Consider the following 20,699-nt stretch of genomic DNA (forward strand, 5'->3'; position numbering starts at 1 on the left):
AAGGAACTCAAACGACATGGATGTCAACTGCTGTTCCCTCGAGGAAGTACGCGACAACATTGACCGGCTGGATCGGCAAATCGTCAGCCTGCTGGCCGAGCGCGGCGCTTATGTGTCGCAGGCCGCTCGCTTCAAGAAAGACAGCGACGCGGTGAAAGCACCGCAGCGTGTTGAACAGGTCATCGCCAAAGTCCGGGCGCTGTCTGAAGAGGTCGGCGCCAACCCACAGGTCATCGAGCAAATGTATCGAGCCATGATCGCCGCGTTCATCGAACAAGAGCTGGCTGAACACGCCCACCTTGCAACCACGACGACGGGTTGATCACCACCCTTCCACGGGTGCAGCAAGGGCCTATCGCTCGCAGCAAGTCGTTTTCGGACAACCTTCGAAACCAGAAGCCTGCGACGATGGCCGAAACCCCATTCAGGGAGAACCGCCATGAGCCGCGCTTTCGTCAATGAAGATAACGCCGCTGCACCAGCCGACCAACCGGTGGAACGCCAAGTCAGCACGCAGCCTAACTACGTCACGCCCGAAGGCCTGGCACTGCTGCAGGCCAAAGTCGCCGAGTTGCAAACCCTGCACGGCGAACAATCGGCCCGCGAGGAGGCTGACCCACAGTGGCTGGCCGATCTCGAGCGTGATCTGCGTTACTTCAAGCAACGCCTGCAAAGCGCTCAAGTGGTGACACCGGCCACTTCCACCAAAAAAGTGCAGATTGGCAGTTGGGTGACGTACGCCGATGAACTCGGCACCGAACGACGCGTGCAACTGGTTGGCGAAGATCAGGCCAATGCCGCCAAAGGCCTGATCAACTGGAGCTCACCGCTGGGACGGGCACTGCTCGGTGCACAGCTGAACGACGAAGTGCTCTGGCAACGGCCCGCCGGCGATCAGTTGATCGAAATCATCCGCATCGAGCCGATTTAAATCACACCCCTGGCCTGGAAATGGCGCGCAAAAAAAACGGAGCCCGAAGGCTCCGTTTTTCACATAACCGGCCTATCAGGCCAGTTTCTTGTGACGCACCCGGTGTGGCTGGGAAGCGGCATCGCCAAGACGCTTTTTGCGGTCGGCTTCGTACTCGGTGTAGTTACCTTCGAAGAACACCGCTTGCGAGTCGTCTTCGTACGCCAGGATGTGAGTCGCGACGCGGTCAAGGAACCACCGATCGTGAGAGATCACAATGGCGGCGCCCGGGAAGTCCAATAGGGCTTCTTCCAGCGAACGCAGGGTTTCAACGTCGAGGTCGTTGGACGGTTCGTCGAGCAGCAGGACGTTGCCGCCCTCTTTCAGGGTCAGGGCCAGGTGCAAGCGACCACGCTCACCACCGGACAGGTCCTTGACGAATTTCTGCTGATCGCCGCCCTTGAAGTTGAAACGGCCGACGTAAGTGCGCGACGGGATCTCGTAGTTGCCGATGCGGATCTGGTCGGAACCGTCGGAGACCTGCTGGAACACAGTCTTGCTGCCGTCCAGGTCTTCACGGCTCTGGTCGACGCAGGCCAGTTGCACGGTTTCACCGACTTCGATGGTGCCCGAATCCGGTTGTTCCTTGCCCATCAGCATGCGGAACAGCGTGGATTTACCCGCACCGTTACCACCAATCACGCCAACGATGGCGCCTTTAGGCATGGAGAACGACAGGTTGTCGATCAACACGCGATCGCCATAGCCCTTGCTAACGTTCTTGAATTCGATGACCTTGTCGCCCAGGCGCGGACCGGCCGGGATGTAGATCTCGTTGGTTTCGCTGCGCTTCTGGAATTCCTGCGATTGCATTTCTTCGAAGCGTTGCAGACGAGCCTTGGATTTCGACTGACGGGCCTTGGCGCCTTTACGCACCCACTCCAGCTCTTCCTTCATGGCCTTTTCATGGGCCGACTGCTGCTTGGATTCGGCGGCCAGACGATCGGACTTGGCTTCAAGCCAGCCCGAATAGTTGCCCTCGTAAGGAATACCGGCGCCGCGGTCGAGTTCCAGAATCCAGCCGGCGACATTGTCCAGGAAGTAACGGTCGTGCGTGATCGCAACCACGGTACCCGGGAAGTCGTGGAGGAAATGCTCCAGCCAGGCTACGGAGTCGGCGTCCAGGTGGTTGGTCGGTTCGTCGAGCAGCAGCATGTCAGGTGCGGACAGCAGCAGGCGGCACAGGGCCACACGACGCTTTTCACCACCGGACAGGTGTTCGATCTTCGCATCCCAGGCCGGCAGACGCAGCGCATCGGCGGCGACTTCCAGTTGGCGATCCAGGTTATGACCGTCGCCCGCCTGCAGGATGGCTTCGAGCTTGGCCTGTTCGGCGGCCAGTTTGTCGAAGTCGGCATCCGGGTCGGCGTATTCGGCGTAGACCTGATCCAGACGAGCTTGCGCGTCCTTGATCACGCTGACCGCTTCCTCGACCACGTCACGCACGGTCTTGGTCGGATCCAGCAGCGGCTCTTGCGGCAGGTAGCCGATGTTCAGTTCCGGCATCGGACGGGCTTCGCCGTCGAACTCGGTGTCGACGCCGGCCATGATTTTCAACAGTGTGGATTTACCCGAGCCGTTGAGGCCGAGCACGCCGATCTTGGCGCCCGGGAAGAACGACAGCGAAATGTTTTTCAGGATTTCCCGCTTCGGCGGAACAACTTTGCCCAGCCGATGCATGGTGAAGACGTATTGAGCCATGGAGAACCTAGGGTCAGTGACTGATGAATATAAGCACGGGCGAAGCCCGGGCCAGGCCATACGCGCCGCCAACGATTGATCGCTATCAATCAATACGTGCGCGCGAAAAAAGCCTGAGTCTAAGAGCTGGAACGCTCCCGCGTAACCGGCAAAGCTACCTTAATGATGAAAGGCAGTCCAGCCGAGAGGGGCTGGCACTTTGCCACAACTCAAGGCATGCTAGCCGCCCTCCGGGCGTCCGGCTTATAGTGCACGTCGCGCCAATCCAGCCAAACCGCAGGATCATAGTTTGTCCAATGTCACTCCGCCTTCGTCCGTGAGCGCACTGAGTCCTGCGACCGGATCGCCCCTGCGCGGCACCTTGAAAGGTGCATTGGCGACGCTTGTCCTGTTGTTGATCGGATTACTGTTCTGGCAGTTGTTCGACCAACTGAGCGAAACCCAGAACAGCCAGCGCCAGTACACCATCGACTACACCGCCGATATGGCCGCGCAAGTCAGCTTGAACATGGCACTCAACGCCCAGATCGCACTGAATCTGCTACCGATCGTCGAAAAACCGCAGACCGTTGATCAGCAACAGGCGTTGCTGCGCAAACTGCAGCAATCCCTGCCTGATTTACTCAGCCTCGCGCTGCTCAGCCCCTCGGGGAAAATCCTCAGTGACAGCGCCAGCGACAGCCAGGATGCCGACTACCTGAGCGAACTGGTGCGGCGCAGTCACGCGCAGGTGCATTACTTCAGCAACGCCAACGACGGCTCGGTGGTGAACCTGTTGCTGCACCAGGCCAGTGGCAGCACGCGCGACTACTGGGTCTTGCGCCTGCGGCCGACGTTTTTCTCTTCGCTGACCAAACAGAGTGACACAGGAATCCGTCCGCTGTGGGTGGTGGAAAACCGCATCAACCAAAAGATCATCAGCCGCGACGACGGGTTGCCCTCGAACCAACCGGACACGGTAAACGCCAATGACCTGGCAAATAGCGTACTGGTCGTCCCACTGAGTAACAGCGACTGGCAATTACGCGGGCTGTTTGACCGGCAACGAGTGATCGAACAACTGCTGCCGGTGTTTATCGGCAAATGCCTGCTGGGTTTGGCCTTCTCGCTGCTACCGCTCATCGCATTGTTGAATATGCGCCGACGCCAGCGTCAGGTGCATGACGGCCGTCGGCGCTATCGGGACATTTTCGACGGCACCGGTGTTGCGCTCTGCGTACTGGATCTCTCCGGGCTCAAAGCCTGCCTCGACAAGGCGCAACTGCACACCAGCGAGCAATTGCAGCGGTGGCTGGAGAACGCCGAACAACGCCGACAGTTGCTACAAGAGTTGCGCATCACCGAGGTCAACCAGGTCGCCTTGCACCTGCTCAACGTCCAGTCCAGCGAGCAAGCCTGGAAGCTGCTGATCGAAGGCGGGCCACTGGATGGCAATGCCATCGGCAACCAATTGCTCGATGCCGTGCTCAACCAGCAGAAACAGCTGGAACTGGAGATCAAGCTCAGGGACACCCAGGGCCGCGACCAGCATCTGTGGCTGGTGTTGCATTTGCCACAAGCACAGCACGACGCCAAAGCGGTGATCCTCAGCATCAGCGATATCACCAGCCGTAAAATTGTCGAGTTGTCGCTGCTGGAGCGTGAAGGTTTCTGGTCGGATGTCGTGCGTACCGTCCCGGATCATCTCTACGTGCAGGACGTGATCAGCCAGCGGATGATTTTCAGTAACCACCACCTGGGCCAGACGCTGGGTTACAGCAAAACCGAACTGCACCAGATGGGCGAGTACTTCTGGGAGATTCTGCTGCACCCCGAAGACGCCGATCACTACCACCGCTTGCGGCAGGAACAGCGCCAGGCCGGTTACACCCAACTGATGCAGTGCCAGTTGCGCTTCCGTCATCGCGACGGCAATTGGCGACGTTTCGAAGTCCGCGAGCAGGCGCTGGCGCGGGACAAACACGACCAGGTCACCCGTATCATTGGCGTGGCCAAAGACATTACCGATCAGATCGAAGCCAGCGAGTCCTTGCGCGACAGCGAGCAGCGTTACCGGATGCTCGCTGAAAGCATCAGCGACGTGATTTTCTCCACCGACAGCAAACTCTCGCTCAATTACGTCAGCCCGTCGGTGAACGCCGTGCTTGGCTATGACGTTGACTGGATCTTCCAGAATGGCTGGCAATCAACCATCGCCAACCCGCAACAATTGACCGGCATCTACAGCCTGATGGACCGGGTCAGCAAGGCTCTGGATAAACCCGAGCAACTGGCGCAACTGCGCAGTCAGGTGCAAACCCAGCTGTTCCTGTTCGACTGCTTGCGCGCCGACGGGCGCAAGATCCCGATCGAACTGCGCCTGGTACTGGTCTGGGATGAACATGGCGCGTTCGAAGGCGTGCTCGGGGTCGGTCGCGATATCAGCCAGCAGCGCCGCGCCGAAAAAGACCTGCGCATGGCAGCCACGGTTTTCGAGCACTCGACGTCGGCGATTCTGATCACCGACCCGGCCGGCTACATCGTGCAGGCCAACGAAGCCTTCAGCCGTGTCAGCGGTTACGAAGTGGCACAGGTCCTTGATCAGTTACCGAACATGCTGACCGTCGATGACCAGCAGGAAGCCCACCTGCGGTATGTGCTCAAACAACTGCACCAGCACAGCACCTGGGAAGGCGAAGTCTGGCTCAAGCGCCGCAACGGTGAACACTACCCGGCGTGGGTCGGCATTACGGCGGTACTCGATGACGAAGGCGACCTCGCCAGCTACGTGTGCTTCTTCAGTGACATCAGCGAGCGCAAGGCCAGCGAACAGCGGATTCACCGCCTCGCCTACTATGACGCCCTGACCCACCTGCCCAACCGCACCTTGTTCCAGGACCGGTTGCACACCGCGCTGCAATCGGCAGAGCGGCAGAAGTCGTGGGTCGTGCTGATGTTCCTCGATCTCGACCGTTTCAAACCGATCAACGACTCCCTCGGCCACGCCGCCGGCGACCGCATGCTCAAGGAAATGGCCACCCGCCTGCTCGCTTGTGTCGACGATGACGACACGGTGGCGCGCATGGGCGGCGATGAGTTCACCTTGCTCCTGCAACCGCGGGCCAGCCGCGAGATCGCGCTGAACCGGGCGATTCATGTCGCCGAGCAGATCCTTGCCAGCCTGGTGAAGCCGTTTGTCCTCGAAGGCCGCGAGTTCTTTGTCACCGCCAGTATCGGCATCGCCTTGAGTCCGCAGGACGGCAACGAACTGAGCCAGTTGATGAAGAACGCCGACACGGCGATGTACCACGCCAAGGAGCGCGGCAAGAACAATTTCCAGTTCTATCAGGCGGACATGAACGCCAGCGCCCTGGAGCGCCTGGAACTGGAAAGCGACCTGCGCCACGCCCTTGAGCAAAATGAATTCGTTCTGTACTACCAGCCGCAATTCAGCGGCGACGGTAAGCGCCTGACCGGCGCCGAAGCCCTGCTGCGCTGGCGGCATCCACGCCGCGGACTGGTACCGCCGGGAGACTTCATTCCAGTGCTCGAAGAGCTTGGGCTGGTGGTGGATGTCGGTGACTGGGTGATCAGCGAGGCCTGCCGTCAGCTCAAGAGCTGGCACCAGAGCAAGGTCCGCGTCCCGAAAGTCTCGGTGAACATCTCCGCACGGCAATTCTCCGACGGCCAGCTTGGCACGCGCATCGCCACCATCCTCAAGGACACGGGCCTGTCACCGGCCTGCCTGGAGCTGGAACTGACCGAAAGTATCCTGATGCGTGAAGTCAGCGAAGCCATGCAGATTCTCGCCGGACTGAAAAACCTGGGCCTGAGCATCGCGGTCGACGACTTCGGCACCGGTTATTCATCGCTGAACTACTTGAAGCAATTCCCGATCGATGTACTGAAAATCGACCGGACCTTCGTCGACGGCCTGCCGTCCGGCGAACAGGACGCGCAGATTGCCCGGGCGATCATTGCCATGGCCCACAGCCTGAACCTGGCGGTGATCGCCGAGGGCGTCGAAACTCACGAACAGCTCGACTTCCTGCGTGAACACGGCTGCGACGAAGTGCAGGGTTATCTGTTTGGCCGCCCGATGCCGGCGGCGCGTTTCGAGGCGCAGTTCAGCAATGATGCGTTGTTCATGTTCGACTAAGATTTGCGGTGCAGCGTATGACGCCATCGCGAGCAGGCTCGCTCCCACAGGGAACGCATTTCAAATGTGGGAGCGAGCCTGCTCGCGATGAGGCCTGCACAATCACCGCATATCCCGTCATGAACACCACTTGTCTGCGACATGATGTCCTTTCATATGCCAGACAAAACCCATTGGGTTAGAATGCTTTCCTTTTCTGCCCCCGATCCTTGAGGACCGCCATGTTCAGCCGTGATTTGACTATTGCCAAGTACGACGCCGACCTTTTTGCCGCCATGGAGCAAGAAGCTCAGCGCCAGGAAGAACACATCGAGCTGATCGCTTCGGAAAACTACACCAGCCCAGCGGTGATGGAAGCTCAAGGCTCGGTTCTGACCAACAAGTACGCCGAAGGCTACCCAGGCAAGCGCTACTACGGCGGTTGCGAGTACGTCGACGTGGTTGAGCAACTGGCCATCGACCGTGCCAAGCAACTGTTCGGCGCCGATTACGCCAACGTTCAGCCACACGCCGGCTCGCAAGCCAACAGCGCCGTTTACCTAGCCCTGCTGCAAGCGGGCGACACCATCCTGGGCATGAGCCTGGCCCACGGCGGTCACCTGACCCACGGCGCCAGCGTTTCCTCCTCCGGCAAGCTGTACAACGCCGTTCAGTACGGTATCGACAGCAACGGCCTGATCGACTACGACGAAGTCGAGCGTCTGGCTGTTGAGCACAAGCCAAAAATGATCGTGGCCGGTTTCTCTGCCTACTCGCAGATCCTGGACTTCCCGCGCTTCCGTGAAATCGCTGACAAGGTTGGCGCCTACCTGTTCGTCGACATGGCTCACGTAGCCGGTCTGGTCGCTGCTGGCGTCTACCCGAACCCGGTTCCATTCGCTGACGTGGTCACCACCACGACCCACAAGACCCTTCGCGGTCCACGTGGCGGCCTGATCCTGGCTCGCGCCAACGCCGACATCGAGAAGAAACTGAACTCCGCGGTATTCCCGGGCGCCCAGGGTGGCCCGCTGGAACACGTGATCGCCGCTAAAGCGATCTGCTTCAAGGAAGCCCTGCAGCCTGAGTTCAAGACCTACCAGCAACAAGTGGTCAAGAACGCCCAGGCCATGGCCGGCGTGTTCATCGAGCGCGGTTTTGACGTGGTCTCCGGCGGTACCGAAAACCACCTGTTCCTGCTGTCGCTGATCAAGCAGGAAATCTCCGGTAAAGACGCCGACGCCGCTCTGGGCAAAGCGTTCATCACCGTGAACAAGAACTCGGTACCGAACGATCCACGCTCCCCGTTCGTCACCTCCGGCCTGCGCTTCGGTACTCCGGCTGTGACCACTCGCGGCTTCAAAGAGGCTGAGTGCAAAGAGCTGGCCGGCTGGATCTGCGACATCCTGGCAGACCTTTCCAACGAAGCGGTGATCGACGCCGTTCGCGAGAAGGTCAAGGCTATCTGCAAGAAGCTGCCGGTATACGGCGCTTAATCAGCCCGCTTAACCGCAGCAAAAAGAAACCGGCCAGTGATGGCCGGTTTTTTTTGCCTGCGAAACCGCTCAAGATCGGCCCTTACCGCACAACTGGTAAGACCGGTAAAGCCAATTCGTCATTTTCTGCTTGCAGCCCTCTGAAAACAGCGCCTAAACTGCGCCTGCACTGGACATACCGGTAAGACCACAATAATTAAGTCCTGAATCTGATGCGCACAGCGCACGGCACCCAGGACACTCACCAGGACTCCTCCCATGCTCAGATGGTGCTCGCGCTCAATCTTCCTTCAAGTTGTCCTTGGACTGGTGCTCGGCATCATCTGCGGACTGGCCCTTCCCGAATACTCCGCCCAGTTAAAACCTCTCGGCGACGGCTTCATCAAACTGATCAAAATGCTCATCGGCCTGATCGTGTTCTGCGTGGTGGTCAGCGGTATTTCCGGCGCTGGAGACCTGAAAAAGGTCGGACGCATCGGCCTCAAATCGGTGATCTACTTCGAAGTGCTGACCACCATCGCCCTGGTGATCGGTCTGGTGTTCGCGTTCAGCACCGGCATCGGCAGCGGCGCGAACATTCATCTGGATCAGCTTTCCACCGCCGACATGGGCGATATCGCCCAGCGCGGCCAGCACATGCACACCACCACGCAGTTCCTGATGGACCTGATCCCGACCTCGGTGATCGGTGCCTTTGCCGACAACAATATTCTGCAAGTGCTGCTGTTCTCGGTATTGTTCGGCAGCGCGCTGAACCTGGTGGGTGAAGCGGCGTCGGGAATCTCGCGACTGATCAACGAGCTCAGTCATGTGATCTTCCGCATCATGGGCATGATTGTGCGTCTGGCACCGATTGGTGTGTTTGGTGCGATTGCCTTCACCACCAGCAAATATGGCCTGGACTCCCTGCAACACCTGGGCAGCCTGATCGGCCTGTTTTACCTGACGTGTGCGGTGTTCGTGTCATTGATCCTGGGGCTGGTGATGCGCCTTTCCGGCCTGCGGCTGCTGCCATTTCTCAAGTACCTGCGCGAAGAGCTGCTGATCGTCCTGGGTACCGCCTCCTCTGACGCCGTGCTCCCGCAAATCATGCGAAAACTGGAGCACCTGGGCATCGGCAGCTCGACGGTTGGCCTGGTGATTCCCACCGGTTACTCGTTCAACCTCGATGGTTTTTCGATCTACCTGACCCTGGCCATCGTGTTTATCGCCAACGCCACCGGCACACCGCTGGCCATGAGCGATTTGCTGACGATCCTGTTGGTCTCGCTGATCACCTCCAAAGGTGCCCACGGCATTCCCGGCTCGGCCTTGGTGATTCTGGCGGCGACCCTGACCGCGATCCCGGCGATTCCGGTGGTGGGCCTGGTGCTGGTATTGGCGGTGGACTGGTTCATGGGCATTGGCCGGGCACTGACCAACCTGATCGGTAACTGCGTCGCCACCGTGGCCATCGCCCGCTGGGAAAAAGACATCGATGTCCAGCGTGCCAACAAGGTACTGTCCGGCGAGCAGGGCTACACCTTCCAGTCGCGTAAATCAGCGCCGCCGGCGCATCAGCAAGAATTTTGACCGAACCTTGTGCCTGTCACTGGCAGGCACAACAATTCAGCGTTTTACCGTCTCTCATGGAGCGAACAGTGATCACCTCATCGACAGTTGTAAATTCAGTGGTTGCAAAGCTCCGCGCCGCGTTGGCGCGCGGGCAGTGGCGCTCTGGCGATATGTTGCCGGGGCAACGCGAACTGGCTGAACAACTGGGTATCAGCCGGCCTAGCCTGCGTGAAGCGGTGATCGTGCTGGAGACCCTCGGCCTGGTGCGCTCCATGCCCGGCAAAGGCGTGGTGGTGCTGGAGGCCAACCTGAACGACGCGCCAGCCAACGACAGTGGCGTAGCCGGCGCCAGTCTCGAGGATGTGTTGCAACTGCGTTACACCCTCGAACCGTTCATTGTCGGATTGGTTGCCCAGTCCATCAGCAGCAAGGAAATCGGCCAACTGCGCCTGACGCTGATGGACATGCGCGAAGCCCTCGAAGCCAACGACAGCGAAGCCGGAATGAACGCCTACATCGCATTCCACGAAGAGCTGTTCACCCTGACCTCAAACCCGATCTTCCAGAACGTCGTGCAGCAAACCAGCAACGCCCTCAAACAGAGCGCCGAGGTGCTGCGCAATTCACCGGAGCATTTGGCCGAGCGACTGGAAGAAAACGAAGCCGTGGTCCGCGCGATCCGTAACAAGAACAGCGCCCTGGCCAGTGCCGAAATGCGTCGGCACATCCTTCAGGAAGGGCAACGGATGGGCATTGAGCTGAACATCCCGGACGACAGTCTGGGCCAATAACTGATTGTAGAACCCCCTATCGGCAACCGGACTGGAGACAGGCCATGAGTTCCTACGCCTTGAAGAATCCCGTTTTCTCGATTTCTGCCGCCCTGCCCTTGCGCCGCCAGAGCGAAAAGAAGCGTTGCGTCGATGACATCTATCCGCAGATTTTCGACGCTATTCTCGAACAACGCATCGCCCCGGCCAGCCGCTTCACCGAAGAAAGCCTCGGCCAGGTATTCGGTGTCAGCCGCAGCATCATCCGCCAGGTACTGGCGCGTTTGTCCCATCAGCAGGTGGTCATCCTGCGGCCCAATCATCGCCCGCAAGTCGCGGCGCCCGATGCCGAACAAACCCGCCAGATACTCCACGCCCGCAGGCTGACTGAAACCACCCTGGTGCGACTGGCCTGCCAGCAACCGACTTCCCGGCACCTGCCGCAGTTACGCGAATTAATCGAACGCGAACGCCGTTGTATCGAGCAAAACCAGCGCGGGCCGGCCATTCGCCTGTCAGGGGAGTTCCACCTGCAACTGGCGCACGTCGCCGGCAACGCACCGTTGGCACAATTTCTTGGCAGCCTGGTGCCGCTGACTTCGCTGGCTATCGCCCGCTATGAAGAACAGTCGTGCAGTCATTGTGCGTGGCAGGAGCATGCGGCGATTGTCGAGGCGGTGGAGCGAGGGGATGCCAAGGCCGCCGAGGGGTTGATGACGGAGCATCTGGATCATTTGGAGCAGAAATTACTGAGCCCTGAATCGGGATCAGCCCATGATCGCGTAACCGGTTAGATCGTCATCGCGAGCAGGCTCGCTCCCACACTGGATCGGCTTGAAATACACATATTGTGTACACCGCTAATCCCTGTGGGAGCGAGCTTGCTCGCGATAGCGGCCTCAAACACGCTAAAAATGCCCGACCTTACTCCGCAGCCACCCGCGCAAACCCCTCGCGAATCTTCTCCTCCGGCAGATCATCGGCAATAAACACGATCACACTTTCCCGCCCTTCATCCTCAGCCCACTCAGTATCCCAGTCAAAACCGTACAACTTCAGTACGCCCTGAAACACCATGCGCCGAGGTTCGCCGACGATGTTCAGCACCCCTTTGTAGCGCAACAACTGCTTGCCGTGGTCTTCCAGCAGTTCGTTCATGAACTCGCTGAGCTTGTCGATATCCAGCGGTTTGTCGGTCCGCAGCACCAGGCTCGAGATGCGGTCGATAGACGGCGCCTTGTTCACCGGGCGCAGGCTGACGCCACCGCCGAGGTCGGCGTTGAGATTGAAACCACGCACGTCGAGCAACTCGGCCAGATCGATCTTGCCATGTTCGACCACGCGGATCGGCGCACGACGATTGATCCGGGTCAGACGTTCGCTCAGCGCGGTAAACGTCGCCTCGTCGACCAGATCGCGCTTGCTCACCAGCAAACGGTCGGCAAAACCGATCTGCGCCTGGGCGATGGTCTGGGTCAGGTGCTGCTCGGCGTGAGCCGCATCGACCAAGGTGATGATGCCGTCGAGAATGTAGCGCTCGCGCAGCTCTTCATCGATGAAGAAGGTCTGCGCCACGGGTGCCGGATCGGCCAGGCCGGTGCATTCGATCACCAGGCGGTCGAAGGCGATTTCGCCGCTGTCCAGACGTTCCAGCAACAGGTACAGGGCCTTGGTCAGGTCGGTGTAAATGGTGCAACAGACACAGCCGTTGGACAGTGTCATGACTTGCACCGGCTCATCGCCCAAGAGTTGGGTGTCGATGCCGGCGTCGCTGAATTCGTTTTCGATCACGGCGATTTTCAGACCGTGCTCGGCTTTGAGCAGGTGACGCAGCAGCGTGGTTTTGCCGGCGCCGAGAAAGCCGCTGAGGACAGTTACCGGGATGGGAGAGGACAAACTCGATCTCCTTCAACTACACAAATAAAAATGGGAGCAGGTCAGTGTGGGAGCGAGCCTGCTCGCGATGACGGCTGAACATTCAACATTGCAGCTGACTGTCGGACCGCTATCGCGAGCAGGCTCGCTCCCACAAAAAGCCCGCTCCCACATCACATCTGATAACCCGCTGTCAGCGGGTCAACAGCACTTCGGCCCACCCTTGCCACCGTAACGGGCCTCCTGGCGTTCCCGGAAGAACGCCTCGTAGCTCATCACCGGTTTGTCCGGGTGTTTGGTTTGCATATGCTCGACGTAGGTGTCGTAGTCGGGCATGCCGACCATCAGGCGCGCAGCCTGACCGAGGTATTTACCGAGGCGACTCAGGTCATTGAACATGCTTGCAACCCTCGATTACGCTTCTGGAACAGCCTGGAATGGCGATTCTTTATCCGTGCGTTCTTTGCTGCTCCAGGCGGAAATGCCGACCTTGATCGCATAGAACAGGATGCTGAACACCACGAACAGGAACAGCGCCGTCAGCGTTGCGTTGGTATAGGCGTTGTAGATCACGTGCTGCATCTGCGTGATGTCCTTGGCCGGGGCGAGGATCTGACCGTTGGCCAGGGCATCGCTGTATTTCTTCGCCAGCGACAGGAAGCCGATCGCCGGGTTAGCGTCGAACAGCTTGATGAAGCCTGCGGTGGTGGTGCAGATCAGCAGCCAGGCGGCGGGCAGCAAGGTCACCCAGATGTAGCGCTGGCGTTTCATTTTGATCAGCACAACGGTGCCGAGCATCAGCGCGATGCCGGCCAGCATCTGGTTGGAGATACCGAACAGTGGCCACAAGGTGTTGATCCCACCCAACGGGTCGATCACGCCTTGGTACAGCAGGTAGCCCCACATTGCCACGCAACCGGCGGTCGCGATCAGGTTGGCGGTCCAGGACTCGGTACGTTTAAGTGCCGGAACGAAGGAACCGAGTAAATCCTGCAGCATGAAACGCCCGGCACGGGTGCCGGCGTCGACCGCCGTCAGGATGAACAGCGCTTCGAACAGGATCGCGAAGTGGTACCAGAACGCCATGGTGTTTTCACCCGGCAGAATGTTGTGCAGGATCTGCGCAATACCGACCGCCAGGGTTGGTGCACCGCCGGCACGGGCCAGCACAGTGGTTTCACCGATGTCCCTGGCTACCGCTTGCAGGGCTTCCGGGGTGATCGCAAAACCCCAACTGCTGACGGTTTGCGCGACTTGCATCACCTCACCACCGACGATCGCCGCCGGGCTGTTCATCGCAAAGTAGACACCCGGTTCGATCACCGAAGCCGCCACCATCGCCATGATGGCCACGAAGGACTCCATCAGCATGCCGCCGTAACCGATGTAACGGGCGTTGCTTTCGTTATCCAGCAGTTTCGGGGTGGTCCCGGAGGCAATCAGCGCATGGAAACCCGAGACCGCGCCGCAGGCGATGGTGATGAACAGGAACGGGAACAGCCCGCCTTTCCACACTGGACCGGTGCCGTCGGTGAACTGGGTCAATGCCGGCATTTTCAGCTCGGGCATGGTGATCAGGATGCCGATCGCCAAGGCGACAATGGTACCGATCTTGAGGAAGGTCGACAGGTAGTCACGCGGCGCCAGGATCAGCCAGACCGGCAATACTGCCGCGACGAAACCGTAGCCGATCAGCATCCAGGTGATCTGGATCCCGGTAAAGGAGAAGACCTTGGCCCAGACCGGATCAGCGGCAATCTGCCCGCCCAGCCAGATCGAGCCGAGCAACAGCAGCACGCCGACGATGGAGATTTCACCGATGCGGCCCGGGCGGATGTAGCGCATATACACGCCCATGAACATCGCGATCGGGATGGTCGCCATCACCGTGAAAATGCCCCACGGGCTTTCGGCCAGAGCCTTGACCACGATCAGCGCCAGCACCGCGAGGATGATGATCATGATCAGGAAGCAGCCAAACAGCGCGATGGTCCCGGGAATCTGCCCCATTTCTTCACGGACCATGTCGCCCAGGGAGCGACCGTTGCGGCGGGTCGACATGAACAGGACCATGAAGTCCTGGACGGCACCGGCCAGCACCACGCCGGCGATCAGCCAGAGCGTGCCAGGCAGGTAACCCATTTGCGCCGCCAGTACCGGGCCGACCAGTGGCCCGGCGCCCGCGATGGCCGCGAAGTGGTGGCCGAAAAGAATGTGTTTGTTGGTTGGCACGTAGTCCAGACCGTCGTTGTTGACGACAGCGGGGGTGGCTCGCAGTGGATTGAGCTGCATTACATTATTGGCAATGAACAGACTGTAGTAACGGTAAGCGACCAGATAGATGGCCACTGCCGCGACCACAATCCACAAGGCATTGATCGCCTCGCCGCGGCGCAAAGCCACTACGCCCAGGGCACAGGCGCCTATGATTGCCAGCAACAGCCAGGGTAAGTGGCGCAGCAGGCTATTATTATTTTTCATTTTTTTATTCCAGCCAGAGTGGACAAAAAAGACAGCCACCCCGAGTTTAGCGCTACTGGCGCCAAAGACCATACCCCGACGTAGGGTGGCAGCCTGTGCGGATGCTGGTCTATAGTCAGCGAACACCCAGAGGATTGCGCCATGAGGGAGCACCCCGCCAATCACCGCCGCTTCAAACGCATTGCCTTCGATGCCAAGACCGAGCTCAGCCAAGGCGAGCATCGGTGGCCGGTGAAACTGCTCGACCTATCACTCAAGGGCCTGTTGATCGAACGCCCCGAGCCCTGGCTTGGGGACAAAGAGAAGATGTTTTCGGTCGACATTCACCTGAGCAGTGACACCGAGATCCGCATGGACGTGCAACTGTCCCATGACAATAACCACCAGTTAGGCTTCGTCTGTCGGTACATCGATCTGGAGTCCGTCAGCAGTCTGCGACGTTTGATCGAACTCAATACGGGCGATCAGGCCGAGCTTGAGCGGGAACTGGGCGCACTGATCCACAGTTCACCACTCGTGTAGAGGTGGGTTTATTCAAACAGCGCGTCCAACGCCTGTTCCAGTCGCGTCACAGCGATAATCCGCAACCCGGCGGGCGCTTCCTTCGGCGCATTGCCTTTGGGCACGATGGCGCGTTTGAAACCGTGCTTGGCAGCTTCCTTCAAGCGCTCCTGACCGCTTGGCACCGGCCGCACTTCACCAGACAAGCCAACCTCACCGAACACCAGCAGATCGTGAGGCAATGGCCGATTGCGCAGGCTGGACATCACGGCCGCCATCAACGCCAGGTCGGATGCCGTTTCCAGCACCTTGACCCCGCCGACCACGTTGAGGAACACGTCCTGGTCGTGCGTCGGTATACCGCCATGACGGTGCAGCACTGCCAACAGCATGGCCAGGCGATTCTGATCCAGGCCGAGGGTGACACGGCGTGGGTTGGCCAGGTGGCTGTCGTCCACCAGTGCCTGAACTTCCACCAACATGGGTCGTGTGCCTTCCCATGTCGCCATCACTACGCTGCCCGGGACTTCTTCCTGCGCGCGGGTGAGAAAAATCGCCGAAGGGTTGGAGACTTCCTTCAGGCCCTTGTCGGTCATACCGAACACGCCCAACTCGTTGACCGCGCCGAAGCGGTTTTTCACTGCTCGCAACAGACGCAAGCGTCCATCCGACTCACCTTCGAAATACAGCACCGTGTCGACCATGTGCTCCAGCACTCGGGGACCTGCCAATGCGCCTTCTTTAGTCACGTGGCCGACGAGGAAAATCGCCGTGCCGCTCTGTTTCGCGTAACGCACCAGCAGCGCCGCACTTTCGCGAACCTGGGACACCCCGCCCGGCGCCGATTGCAGTTGTTCAGTAAAAATCGTCTGGATCGAGTCGATCACCATGACCTTGGGTTTTTCCACCCGTGCCGTGGCGATGATGGTTTCGATGCAGGTTTCGGTCATGACCCGCAGTTGATCTTGCGGCAAGCCCAGACGTCGGGCGCGCATGGCCACTTGCTGCTGGGACTCTTCGCCCGTGACGTAGAGCGCCGGCATCCGGGTTGCGAGGTTGCACAGGGTTTGCAGAAGGATGGTTGACTTGCCGATCCCCGGATCACCGCCGATCAGCACCACCGAGCCGTCGACCAGGCCGCCACCGAGCACCCGATCCAGCTCACCGGACGCGGTGGAGAAACGTGGAATTTCTTCGACACTGACTTCGGCCAGCGTCTTGATCTGCGCCTGCTGCCCGGCCCAGCCGGTGCGACCGCTGGGGGCAGCTGCACCGCCACTTTCCACCAGGGTTTCGGTCAGGGTGTTCCAGGCCCCGCATTCGCCGCATTGGCCGGCCCACTTGGGGAAGGTCGAGCCGCACTCGGTGCAGCCGTACATGCGCTTTGCCTTGGCCATCTGAACTCCCGGAAAAAACCGCGATGATAGCTCAGCTGGACACGATCAGCGCGGCACCGGGGTACGGATTTCGCCCGCGGCCAGACGCGCGGCGCTGTTACCCAGCGGATCTTCGGCATTCAGGTCGGCACCCTTGGCAGCCAAGGCGTCGAGCAACTCGACCCGTTTGAACAGGCCCGCATACATCGCCGCTGTCTGGCCTGCGCCATTACGTTGATCCGGGCTGCAATCGGTCGCCAACAGTCGCCGGGCTATTTGCACTTCGCCCTTGAAGATCGCCCCCATCAGCGCCGTGTTGCCACGCAGGTCCTGGGCGCAGGCGTTGGCCCCGGCGCCGAGCAAGCGCTCTACCGCCGCAGACTGACCGTGGTAAGCCGCCAGGATCAACGCGGTGTAGCCCTTGCTGTCGCGAGTCTCGAGGGAATAGCCCGCCTCGATGAACGTCTCGAGCATCGGCACATCGCCGCGACGAGCGGCATCGAAATAGTAGTCCTGCAGGTGCGCCTTGAGCACGGCAGGGTCCTGGGTGAGATCGGCACCGGGCTCTGCGTAAACGCTGAACGCCAGGCTGGCCAGAAACAGGCAAAGATATATTCGCATGGCACATGCTCCTGGGTTCTCGCACAGTGCCGAGACGTGCGAGAACCGGTTGAGGCAATAACGATCAGTCGACCAGTTTGTCCGCCAGCGCCTTGACGCGACTCAGGTCCCCCTTGGCGACCTTGGTCACGCCAGTGCCATATTCCGGGTCAGCCTTATAGAGGTAGGACAGAATGATGTGCTTGCTTTCGTCATCCGTGGTGGCCAGCGAGCCACCAAAACTTTCGATCAGGTCGCTGCGCTCCTTCTTGCTGAACGAACGATACAGATCGCCGGCCTGCTTGAAGTTTTGCTCGAGCTGGATCTTCGCTTGTTGGGTCGTACCCGACAGCGCCGACTGGCTGTAGCGTGCCGCTTGAGGTTCCTCACGTAACTCCAGACGACTCGGCTGATAGTTCACACCGCCGCTGCTGCGACCCGTGTTCATCGCTCCGTCCTGGTTACCGTTGTTCACCGTTACTTTTGGTGCATTGATCGGTAACTGCAACGCATTGGCGCCCAGGCGATACAGTTGCGTATCGGCATAAGAGAACACTCGACCTTGCAACAAACGATCTTCCGAAGGTTCAATTCCCGGCACTAGATTGGCCGGCGCCATGGCAACTTGTTCGGTTTCCTGAAAGACATTCGCAGGATTACGATTGAGCACCATTTGTCCAACTTTTCGCTCAGGGATACCCGGCCAGATCTTGGTAGCGTCCAATGGATCGAAGTCAAACTTGTACAAGTCTTGTGGTTTTAGAACCTGAATGTACAAGTCCCACTTTGGAAAGTCGCCTTTATTGATATGTGCCACCAAGTCATTGGTCATATGACTGTAGTCTTGCCCCTGAACCTTGGTAACGGCTTCTGGGTCAAGGTTATTAATCCCCTGCAAACTCTTCCAATGAAACTTTACATAACTGACTTCGCCTTTGGCATTGACCAATTTATAGGCGTGAACTCCATTACCGTCCATTTCCCGGTAACTCGCTGGCGTACCGGAGTTGGAATACAGCTCGGTCAACGTCCGAGTGGCTTCCGGGACATGGGAAAAGAAGTCGAACCGGCGTGAGTCATCATCCAGGTTGGTGCGAGGGTCTGGCTTGAAGGCGTGGACCATGTCCGGGAATTTGATTGCATCGCGGATGAAAAAGGTCGGGAAGTTATTGCCGACCAGGTCCCAGTTGCCGTCTGCGGTATAGAACTTGGTGGCAAAGCCTCGTGGGTCGCGCAGGGTTTCCGGGGAATGGTTGCCGTGCACCACCGCAGAAAACCGCACGAACACCGGCGTCGTCTGGCCAGCGGCAAAGACTTTGGCCTTGGTCAGGTCACTGAGATCATCGGTTACCGTGAAACTGCCATGGGCACCCGTACCGCGGGCATGTACGACCCGCTCCGGGATGCGTTCGCGGTCAAAGCGCTGGAGTTTCTGGATCAGTTGCACGTCCTGCAACAGCACCGGACCAGTGGCCCCCGCGGTCTGCGAGTTCTGGTTATCACCCACGGCGGCGCCGTTATCGCGGGTCAGGGTCGCCGCGTGAACGGAGAATGACAGCAGGCTGGCGGTCAAGACGCCGAATACACGGCGATGGGAAAAAGCCCCTCGGCTAATGGCGGTGGTCATGTCGAACTCCTCTGGTTTTGTGCAGCGCATCCAGGTGCGCTGAACAGAGGCTAATGACCAGACAGTCAAAACATAAATAGAAAGAACACAACGAGTCGATTGAGAGTTTTTTCTGGTCTATCTGTGGGGTGGCGGGTATTTCGCGCGCGATTGATGGCACTTTGAAAACTATTTACCGCCAATCGGGTCGATAGCAGCGAACGCTATAAGAAGTTGTGTCGAGCAAGACCCGACGTGCTGATTTACACTGCGTTCACCAACCTCATCTGTAACAAGGAATAACCTATGGGCGTGATAAGTGAGTTCAAGGCCTTCGCGGTCAAAGGTAATGTGGTCGACATGGCCGTCGGTATTATCATCGGCGCCGCGTTCGGCAAGATCGTTTCGTCGTTTGTCGGCGATGTTGTCATGCCGCCAATCGGCCTGCTGATCGGGGGGGTGGACTTCGCGGACCTCTCGGTCACGCTGAAAGCGGCGCAGGGTACTATCCCGGCCGTGGTGCTGGCCTACGGCAAATTCATCCAGAGCATCATCGACTTCCTGATCGTCGCGTTTGCGATCTTCGCGGGCGTGAAAGCCATCAACCGCCTGAAGCGTGAAGAAGCTGTGGCGCCAAGCCTGCCGCCGGTTCCGACCAAGGAAGAAGAACTGTTGAGCGAGATTCGCGACCTGCTCAAAGCGCAGAACAACAAGCCCTGAAGGCTGCGTTGCGAAATAAACGGCGCCTGATGGCGTCGTTTTTCATTACCAGTAATTTTCCACAGCCACCTGAGCAGGTCGCCGAGTCAGACTCAGTTGCATGCCGCGCTCTTTCAGCAAGTTGCGCGTGTCATCGATCATCTGCGGGTTTCCACAGAGCATCACTCGCGAATGTTCGGCCGTCATCGTGACACCCACCACCCGCTCCAGCTCGCCATTTTTGATCAACTGGGTGATACGCCCGCTCAACGCTTGCGGATGCGGCTCACGGGTGACCGTGGCGATAAATTGCAGTTTATGGGCGTGCTCCGCCAAATACTCACGCTCTTCCAATTCAGCAATCAGCGCCTGATAAGCCAGCTCCCGCGCTTCGCGCACGCTATACACCAGAATGATTCGCTCGAATTTCTCCCAGACCTCGAAGTCCTGCAGGATCGACAGAAACGGCGCAATACCTGTCCCTGTGGACAATAACCAGAGATCATGCCCATCGACGAAGCGATCAAGGGTCAGGAAACCAAAGGCCTGACGGTCGACCATCAGGGTATCGCCCACCTCCAGACGACTCAGCTCGCTGGTAAATTCGCCACCCGGAACGACGATGGAAAAGAACTCAAGAAACTCGTCATGGGGTGAAGAGACCATGGAATAGGCGCGCCAAACCGTGCTGCCGTCAGCCTTGGTAACCCCTAAACGGGCGAATTGCCCGGCACGAAAACGAAAGCCCGGATCTCGCGTGGTACGCAGCGTGAACAGACCGGGGGTCAATGGTTGGACATCGAGCAGGGTTTGTCGGGTGAACTTCTCTGCGCTGGCGGTCATGGGGCGCTCCATAGATCTGGTTGCTCCAGTGTCCCGCAAAGCCGGGCGAAGAAACACCGCCGATTTGTAGTGGTATTAATCAACAGATGACTAACTGTTAACTAAAGAGT

The 20,699-nt window shown here is 59.1% G+C and carries 17 protein-coding genes; 9 read left to right on the forward strand and 8 right to left on the reverse strand.

Features of this window, described 5'->3' with window-relative positions; all coding sequences use genetic code 11:
- The first annotated feature begins 16 nt into the window (after positions 1-16).
- Positions 17-322 (forward strand): chorismate mutase, encoded by a 306-nt coding sequence (locus BK658_RS16385; RefSeq protein WP_123583173.1) that lies wholly within the window; start codon positions 17-19, stop codon positions 320-322.
- 117 nt (positions 323-439) lie between these two features.
- Positions 440-931 carry a GreA/GreB family elongation factor gene (locus BK658_RS16390; RefSeq protein ID WP_123583174.1) on the forward strand — a complete coding sequence of 164 codons (492 nt, stop codon included), beginning with the start codon at positions 440-442 and terminating at the stop codon, positions 929-931.
- Between the two features lie 75 nt (positions 932-1,006).
- Here the strand turns inward: BK658_RS16390 and ettA are convergent, their stop codons facing one another.
- On the reverse strand, positions 1,007-2,671 hold the full coding sequence (gene ettA / locus BK658_RS16395) for an energy-dependent translational throttle protein EttA (RefSeq protein WP_123583175.1): 1,665 nt from the start codon (positions 2,669-2,671) through the stop codon (positions 1,007-1,009).
- 289 nt (positions 2,672-2,960) lie between these two features.
- Here ettA and BK658_RS16400 point away from each other — a divergent pair, with 289 nt between their 5' ends.
- The 5 genes from BK658_RS16400 to BK658_RS16420 all read left to right on the forward strand — a co-directional run bounded on the left by BK658_RS16400 (position 2,961) and on the right by BK658_RS16420 (position 11,402).
- The gene (locus BK658_RS16400) at positions 2,961-6,809 is read left to right on the forward strand and encodes a sensor domain-containing protein (protein ID WP_123583176.1); all 3,849 of its coding nucleotides are present in this window, start codon (positions 2,961-2,963) and stop codon (positions 6,807-6,809) included.
- A gap of 221 nt (positions 6,810-7,030) precedes the next feature.
- Positions 7,031-8,284, forward strand: a complete 1,254-nt coding sequence (gene glyA / locus BK658_RS16405) for a serine hydroxymethyltransferase (protein WP_123583177.1) — start codon at positions 7,031-7,033, stop codon at positions 8,282-8,284.
- A gap of 258 nt (positions 8,285-8,542) precedes the next feature.
- Positions 8,543-9,856, forward strand: coding sequence for a C4-dicarboxylate transporter DctA (locus tag BK658_RS16410; RefSeq protein ID WP_123583178.1), 1,314 nt, complete (start codon positions 8,543-8,545; stop codon positions 9,854-9,856).
- Between the two features lie 68 nt (positions 9,857-9,924).
- The gene (locus tag BK658_RS16415; RefSeq protein ID WP_123583179.1) at positions 9,925-10,629 is read left to right on the forward strand and encodes a FadR/GntR family transcriptional regulator; all 705 of its coding nucleotides are present in this window, start codon (positions 9,925-9,927) and stop codon (positions 10,627-10,629) included.
- A 44-nt stretch (positions 10,630-10,673) separates the two neighbouring features.
- The gene (locus BK658_RS16420) at positions 10,674-11,402 is read left to right on the forward strand and encodes a GntR family transcriptional regulator (protein ID WP_123583180.1); all 729 of its coding nucleotides are present in this window, start codon (positions 10,674-10,676) and stop codon (positions 11,400-11,402) included.
- A gap of 130 nt (positions 11,403-11,532) precedes the next feature.
- Here the strand turns inward: BK658_RS16420 and yjiA are convergent, their stop codons facing one another.
- The 3 genes from yjiA to BK658_RS16435 form a co-directional block, all read right to left on the reverse strand.
- The gene (yjiA, locus tag BK658_RS16425; protein WP_123583181.1) at positions 11,533-12,504 is read right to left on the reverse strand and encodes a GTPase; all 972 of its coding nucleotides are present in this window, start codon (positions 12,502-12,504) and stop codon (positions 11,533-11,535) included.
- Positions 12,505-12,684: 180 nt separating this feature from the next.
- Complete coding sequence (locus BK658_RS16430; RefSeq protein ID WP_010448516.1) at positions 12,685-12,882, reverse strand: YbdD/YjiX family protein; 198 nt, start codon at positions 12,880-12,882, stop codon at positions 12,685-12,687.
- Between the two features lie 15 nt (positions 12,883-12,897).
- Complete coding sequence (locus BK658_RS16435; RefSeq protein WP_123583182.1) at positions 12,898-14,964, reverse strand: carbon starvation CstA family protein; 2,067 nt, start codon at positions 14,962-14,964, stop codon at positions 12,898-12,900.
- A 141-nt stretch (positions 14,965-15,105) separates the two neighbouring features.
- On the opposite strand from BK658_RS16435, the gene BK658_RS16440 reads away from it, so the two are divergent.
- Positions 15,106-15,486: a PilZ domain-containing protein gene (locus tag BK658_RS16440; RefSeq protein ID WP_123583183.1), complete on the forward strand. Its 381-nt coding sequence runs from the start codon at positions 15,106-15,108 to the stop codon at positions 15,484-15,486.
- Between the two features lie 8 nt (positions 15,487-15,494).
- On the opposite strand, the gene radA is transcribed toward BK658_RS16440, so the two are convergent.
- The 3 genes from radA to katB all read right to left on the reverse strand — a co-directional run bounded on the left by radA (position 15,495) and on the right by katB (position 19,068).
- Positions 15,495-16,862 (reverse strand): DNA repair protein RadA, encoded by a 1,368-nt coding sequence (gene radA, locus BK658_RS16445; protein ID WP_019691594.1) that lies wholly within the window; start codon positions 16,860-16,862, stop codon positions 15,495-15,497.
- A 45-nt stretch (positions 16,863-16,907) separates the two neighbouring features.
- A complete protein-coding gene (locus BK658_RS16450) occupies positions 16,908-17,462 on the reverse strand; it encodes an ankyrin repeat domain-containing protein (protein WP_123583184.1) in 555 nt (184 codons plus the stop codon).
- A 64-nt stretch (positions 17,463-17,526) separates the two neighbouring features.
- A complete protein-coding gene (gene katB, locus BK658_RS16455) occupies positions 17,527-19,068 on the reverse strand; it encodes a catalase KatB (protein ID WP_123583185.1) in 1,542 nt (513 codons plus the stop codon).
- Positions 19,069-19,353: 285 nt separating this feature from the next.
- Here katB and mscL point away from each other — a divergent pair, with 285 nt between their 5' ends.
- On the forward strand, positions 19,354-19,767 hold the full coding sequence (gene mscL, locus BK658_RS16460; protein WP_123583186.1) for a large-conductance mechanosensitive channel protein MscL: 414 nt from the start codon (positions 19,354-19,356) through the stop codon (positions 19,765-19,767).
- A gap of 45 nt (positions 19,768-19,812) precedes the next feature.
- Here the strand turns inward: mscL and BK658_RS16465 are convergent, their stop codons facing one another.
- Positions 19,813-20,589 (reverse strand): ferredoxin--NADP reductase, encoded by a 777-nt coding sequence (locus BK658_RS16465; RefSeq protein ID WP_123583187.1) that lies wholly within the window; start codon positions 20,587-20,589, stop codon positions 19,813-19,815.
- Between the last annotated feature and the right edge of the window lie 110 nt (positions 20,590-20,699).

The sequence above is a fragment of the Pseudomonas brassicacearum genome (assembly GCF_003732175.1).
GTDB classification, from domain to species: Bacteria; Pseudomonadota; Gammaproteobacteria; order Pseudomonadales; family Pseudomonadaceae; genus Aquipseudomonas; species Aquipseudomonas brassicacearum_G.

What these genes read in the sequence shown, in the direction of transcription:
- BK658_RS16385 (WP_123583173.1), top strand. Translation starts at nt 17, where the DNA reads ATGGATGTCAACTGCTGTTCCCTCGAGGAAGTACGCGACAACATTGAC.
- BK658_RS16390 (WP_123583174.1), top strand. Translation starts at nt 440, where the DNA reads ATGAGCCGCGCTTTCGTCAATGAAGATAACGCCGCTGCACCAGCCGAC.
- ettA (WP_123583175.1), bottom strand. Translation starts at nt 2,671, where the DNA reads ATGGCTCAATACGTCTTCACCATGCATCGGCTGGGCAAAGTTGTTCCG.
- glyA (WP_123583177.1), top strand. Translation starts at nt 7,031, where the DNA reads ATGTTCAGCCGTGATTTGACTATTGCCAAGTACGACGCCGACCTTTTT.
- BK658_RS16410 (WP_123583178.1), top strand. Translation starts at nt 8,543, where the DNA reads ATGCTCAGATGGTGCTCGCGCTCAATCTTCCTTCAAGTTGTCCTTGGA.
- BK658_RS16420 (WP_123583180.1), top strand. Translation starts at nt 10,674, where the DNA reads ATGAGTTCCTACGCCTTGAAGAATCCCGTTTTCTCGATTTCTGCCGCC.
- BK658_RS16430 (WP_010448516.1), bottom strand. Translation starts at nt 12,882, where the DNA reads ATGTTCAATGACCTGAGTCGCCTCGGTAAATACCTCGGTCAGGCTGCG.
- BK658_RS16435 (WP_123583182.1), bottom strand. Translation starts at nt 14,964, where the DNA reads ATGAAAAATAATAATAGCCTGCTGCGCCACTTACCCTGGCTGTTGCTG.
- BK658_RS16440 (WP_123583183.1), top strand. Translation starts at nt 15,106, where the DNA reads ATGAGGGAGCACCCCGCCAATCACCGCCGCTTCAAACGCATTGCCTTC.
- radA (WP_019691594.1), bottom strand. Translation starts at nt 16,862, where the DNA reads ATGGCCAAGGCAAAGCGCATGTACGGCTGCACCGAGTGCGGCTCGACC.
- BK658_RS16450 (WP_123583184.1), bottom strand. Translation starts at nt 17,462, where the DNA reads ATGCGAATATATCTTTGCCTGTTTCTGGCCAGCCTGGCGTTCAGCGTT.
- katB (WP_123583185.1), bottom strand. Translation starts at nt 19,068, where the DNA reads ATGACCACCGCCATTAGCCGAGGGGCTTTTTCCCATCGCCGTGTATTC.
- mscL (WP_123583186.1), top strand. Translation starts at nt 19,354, where the DNA reads ATGGGCGTGATAAGTGAGTTCAAGGCCTTCGCGGTCAAAGGTAATGTG.
- BK658_RS16465 (WP_123583187.1), bottom strand. Translation starts at nt 20,589, where the DNA reads ATGACCGCCAGCGCAGAGAAGTTCACCCGACAAACCCTGCTCGATGTC.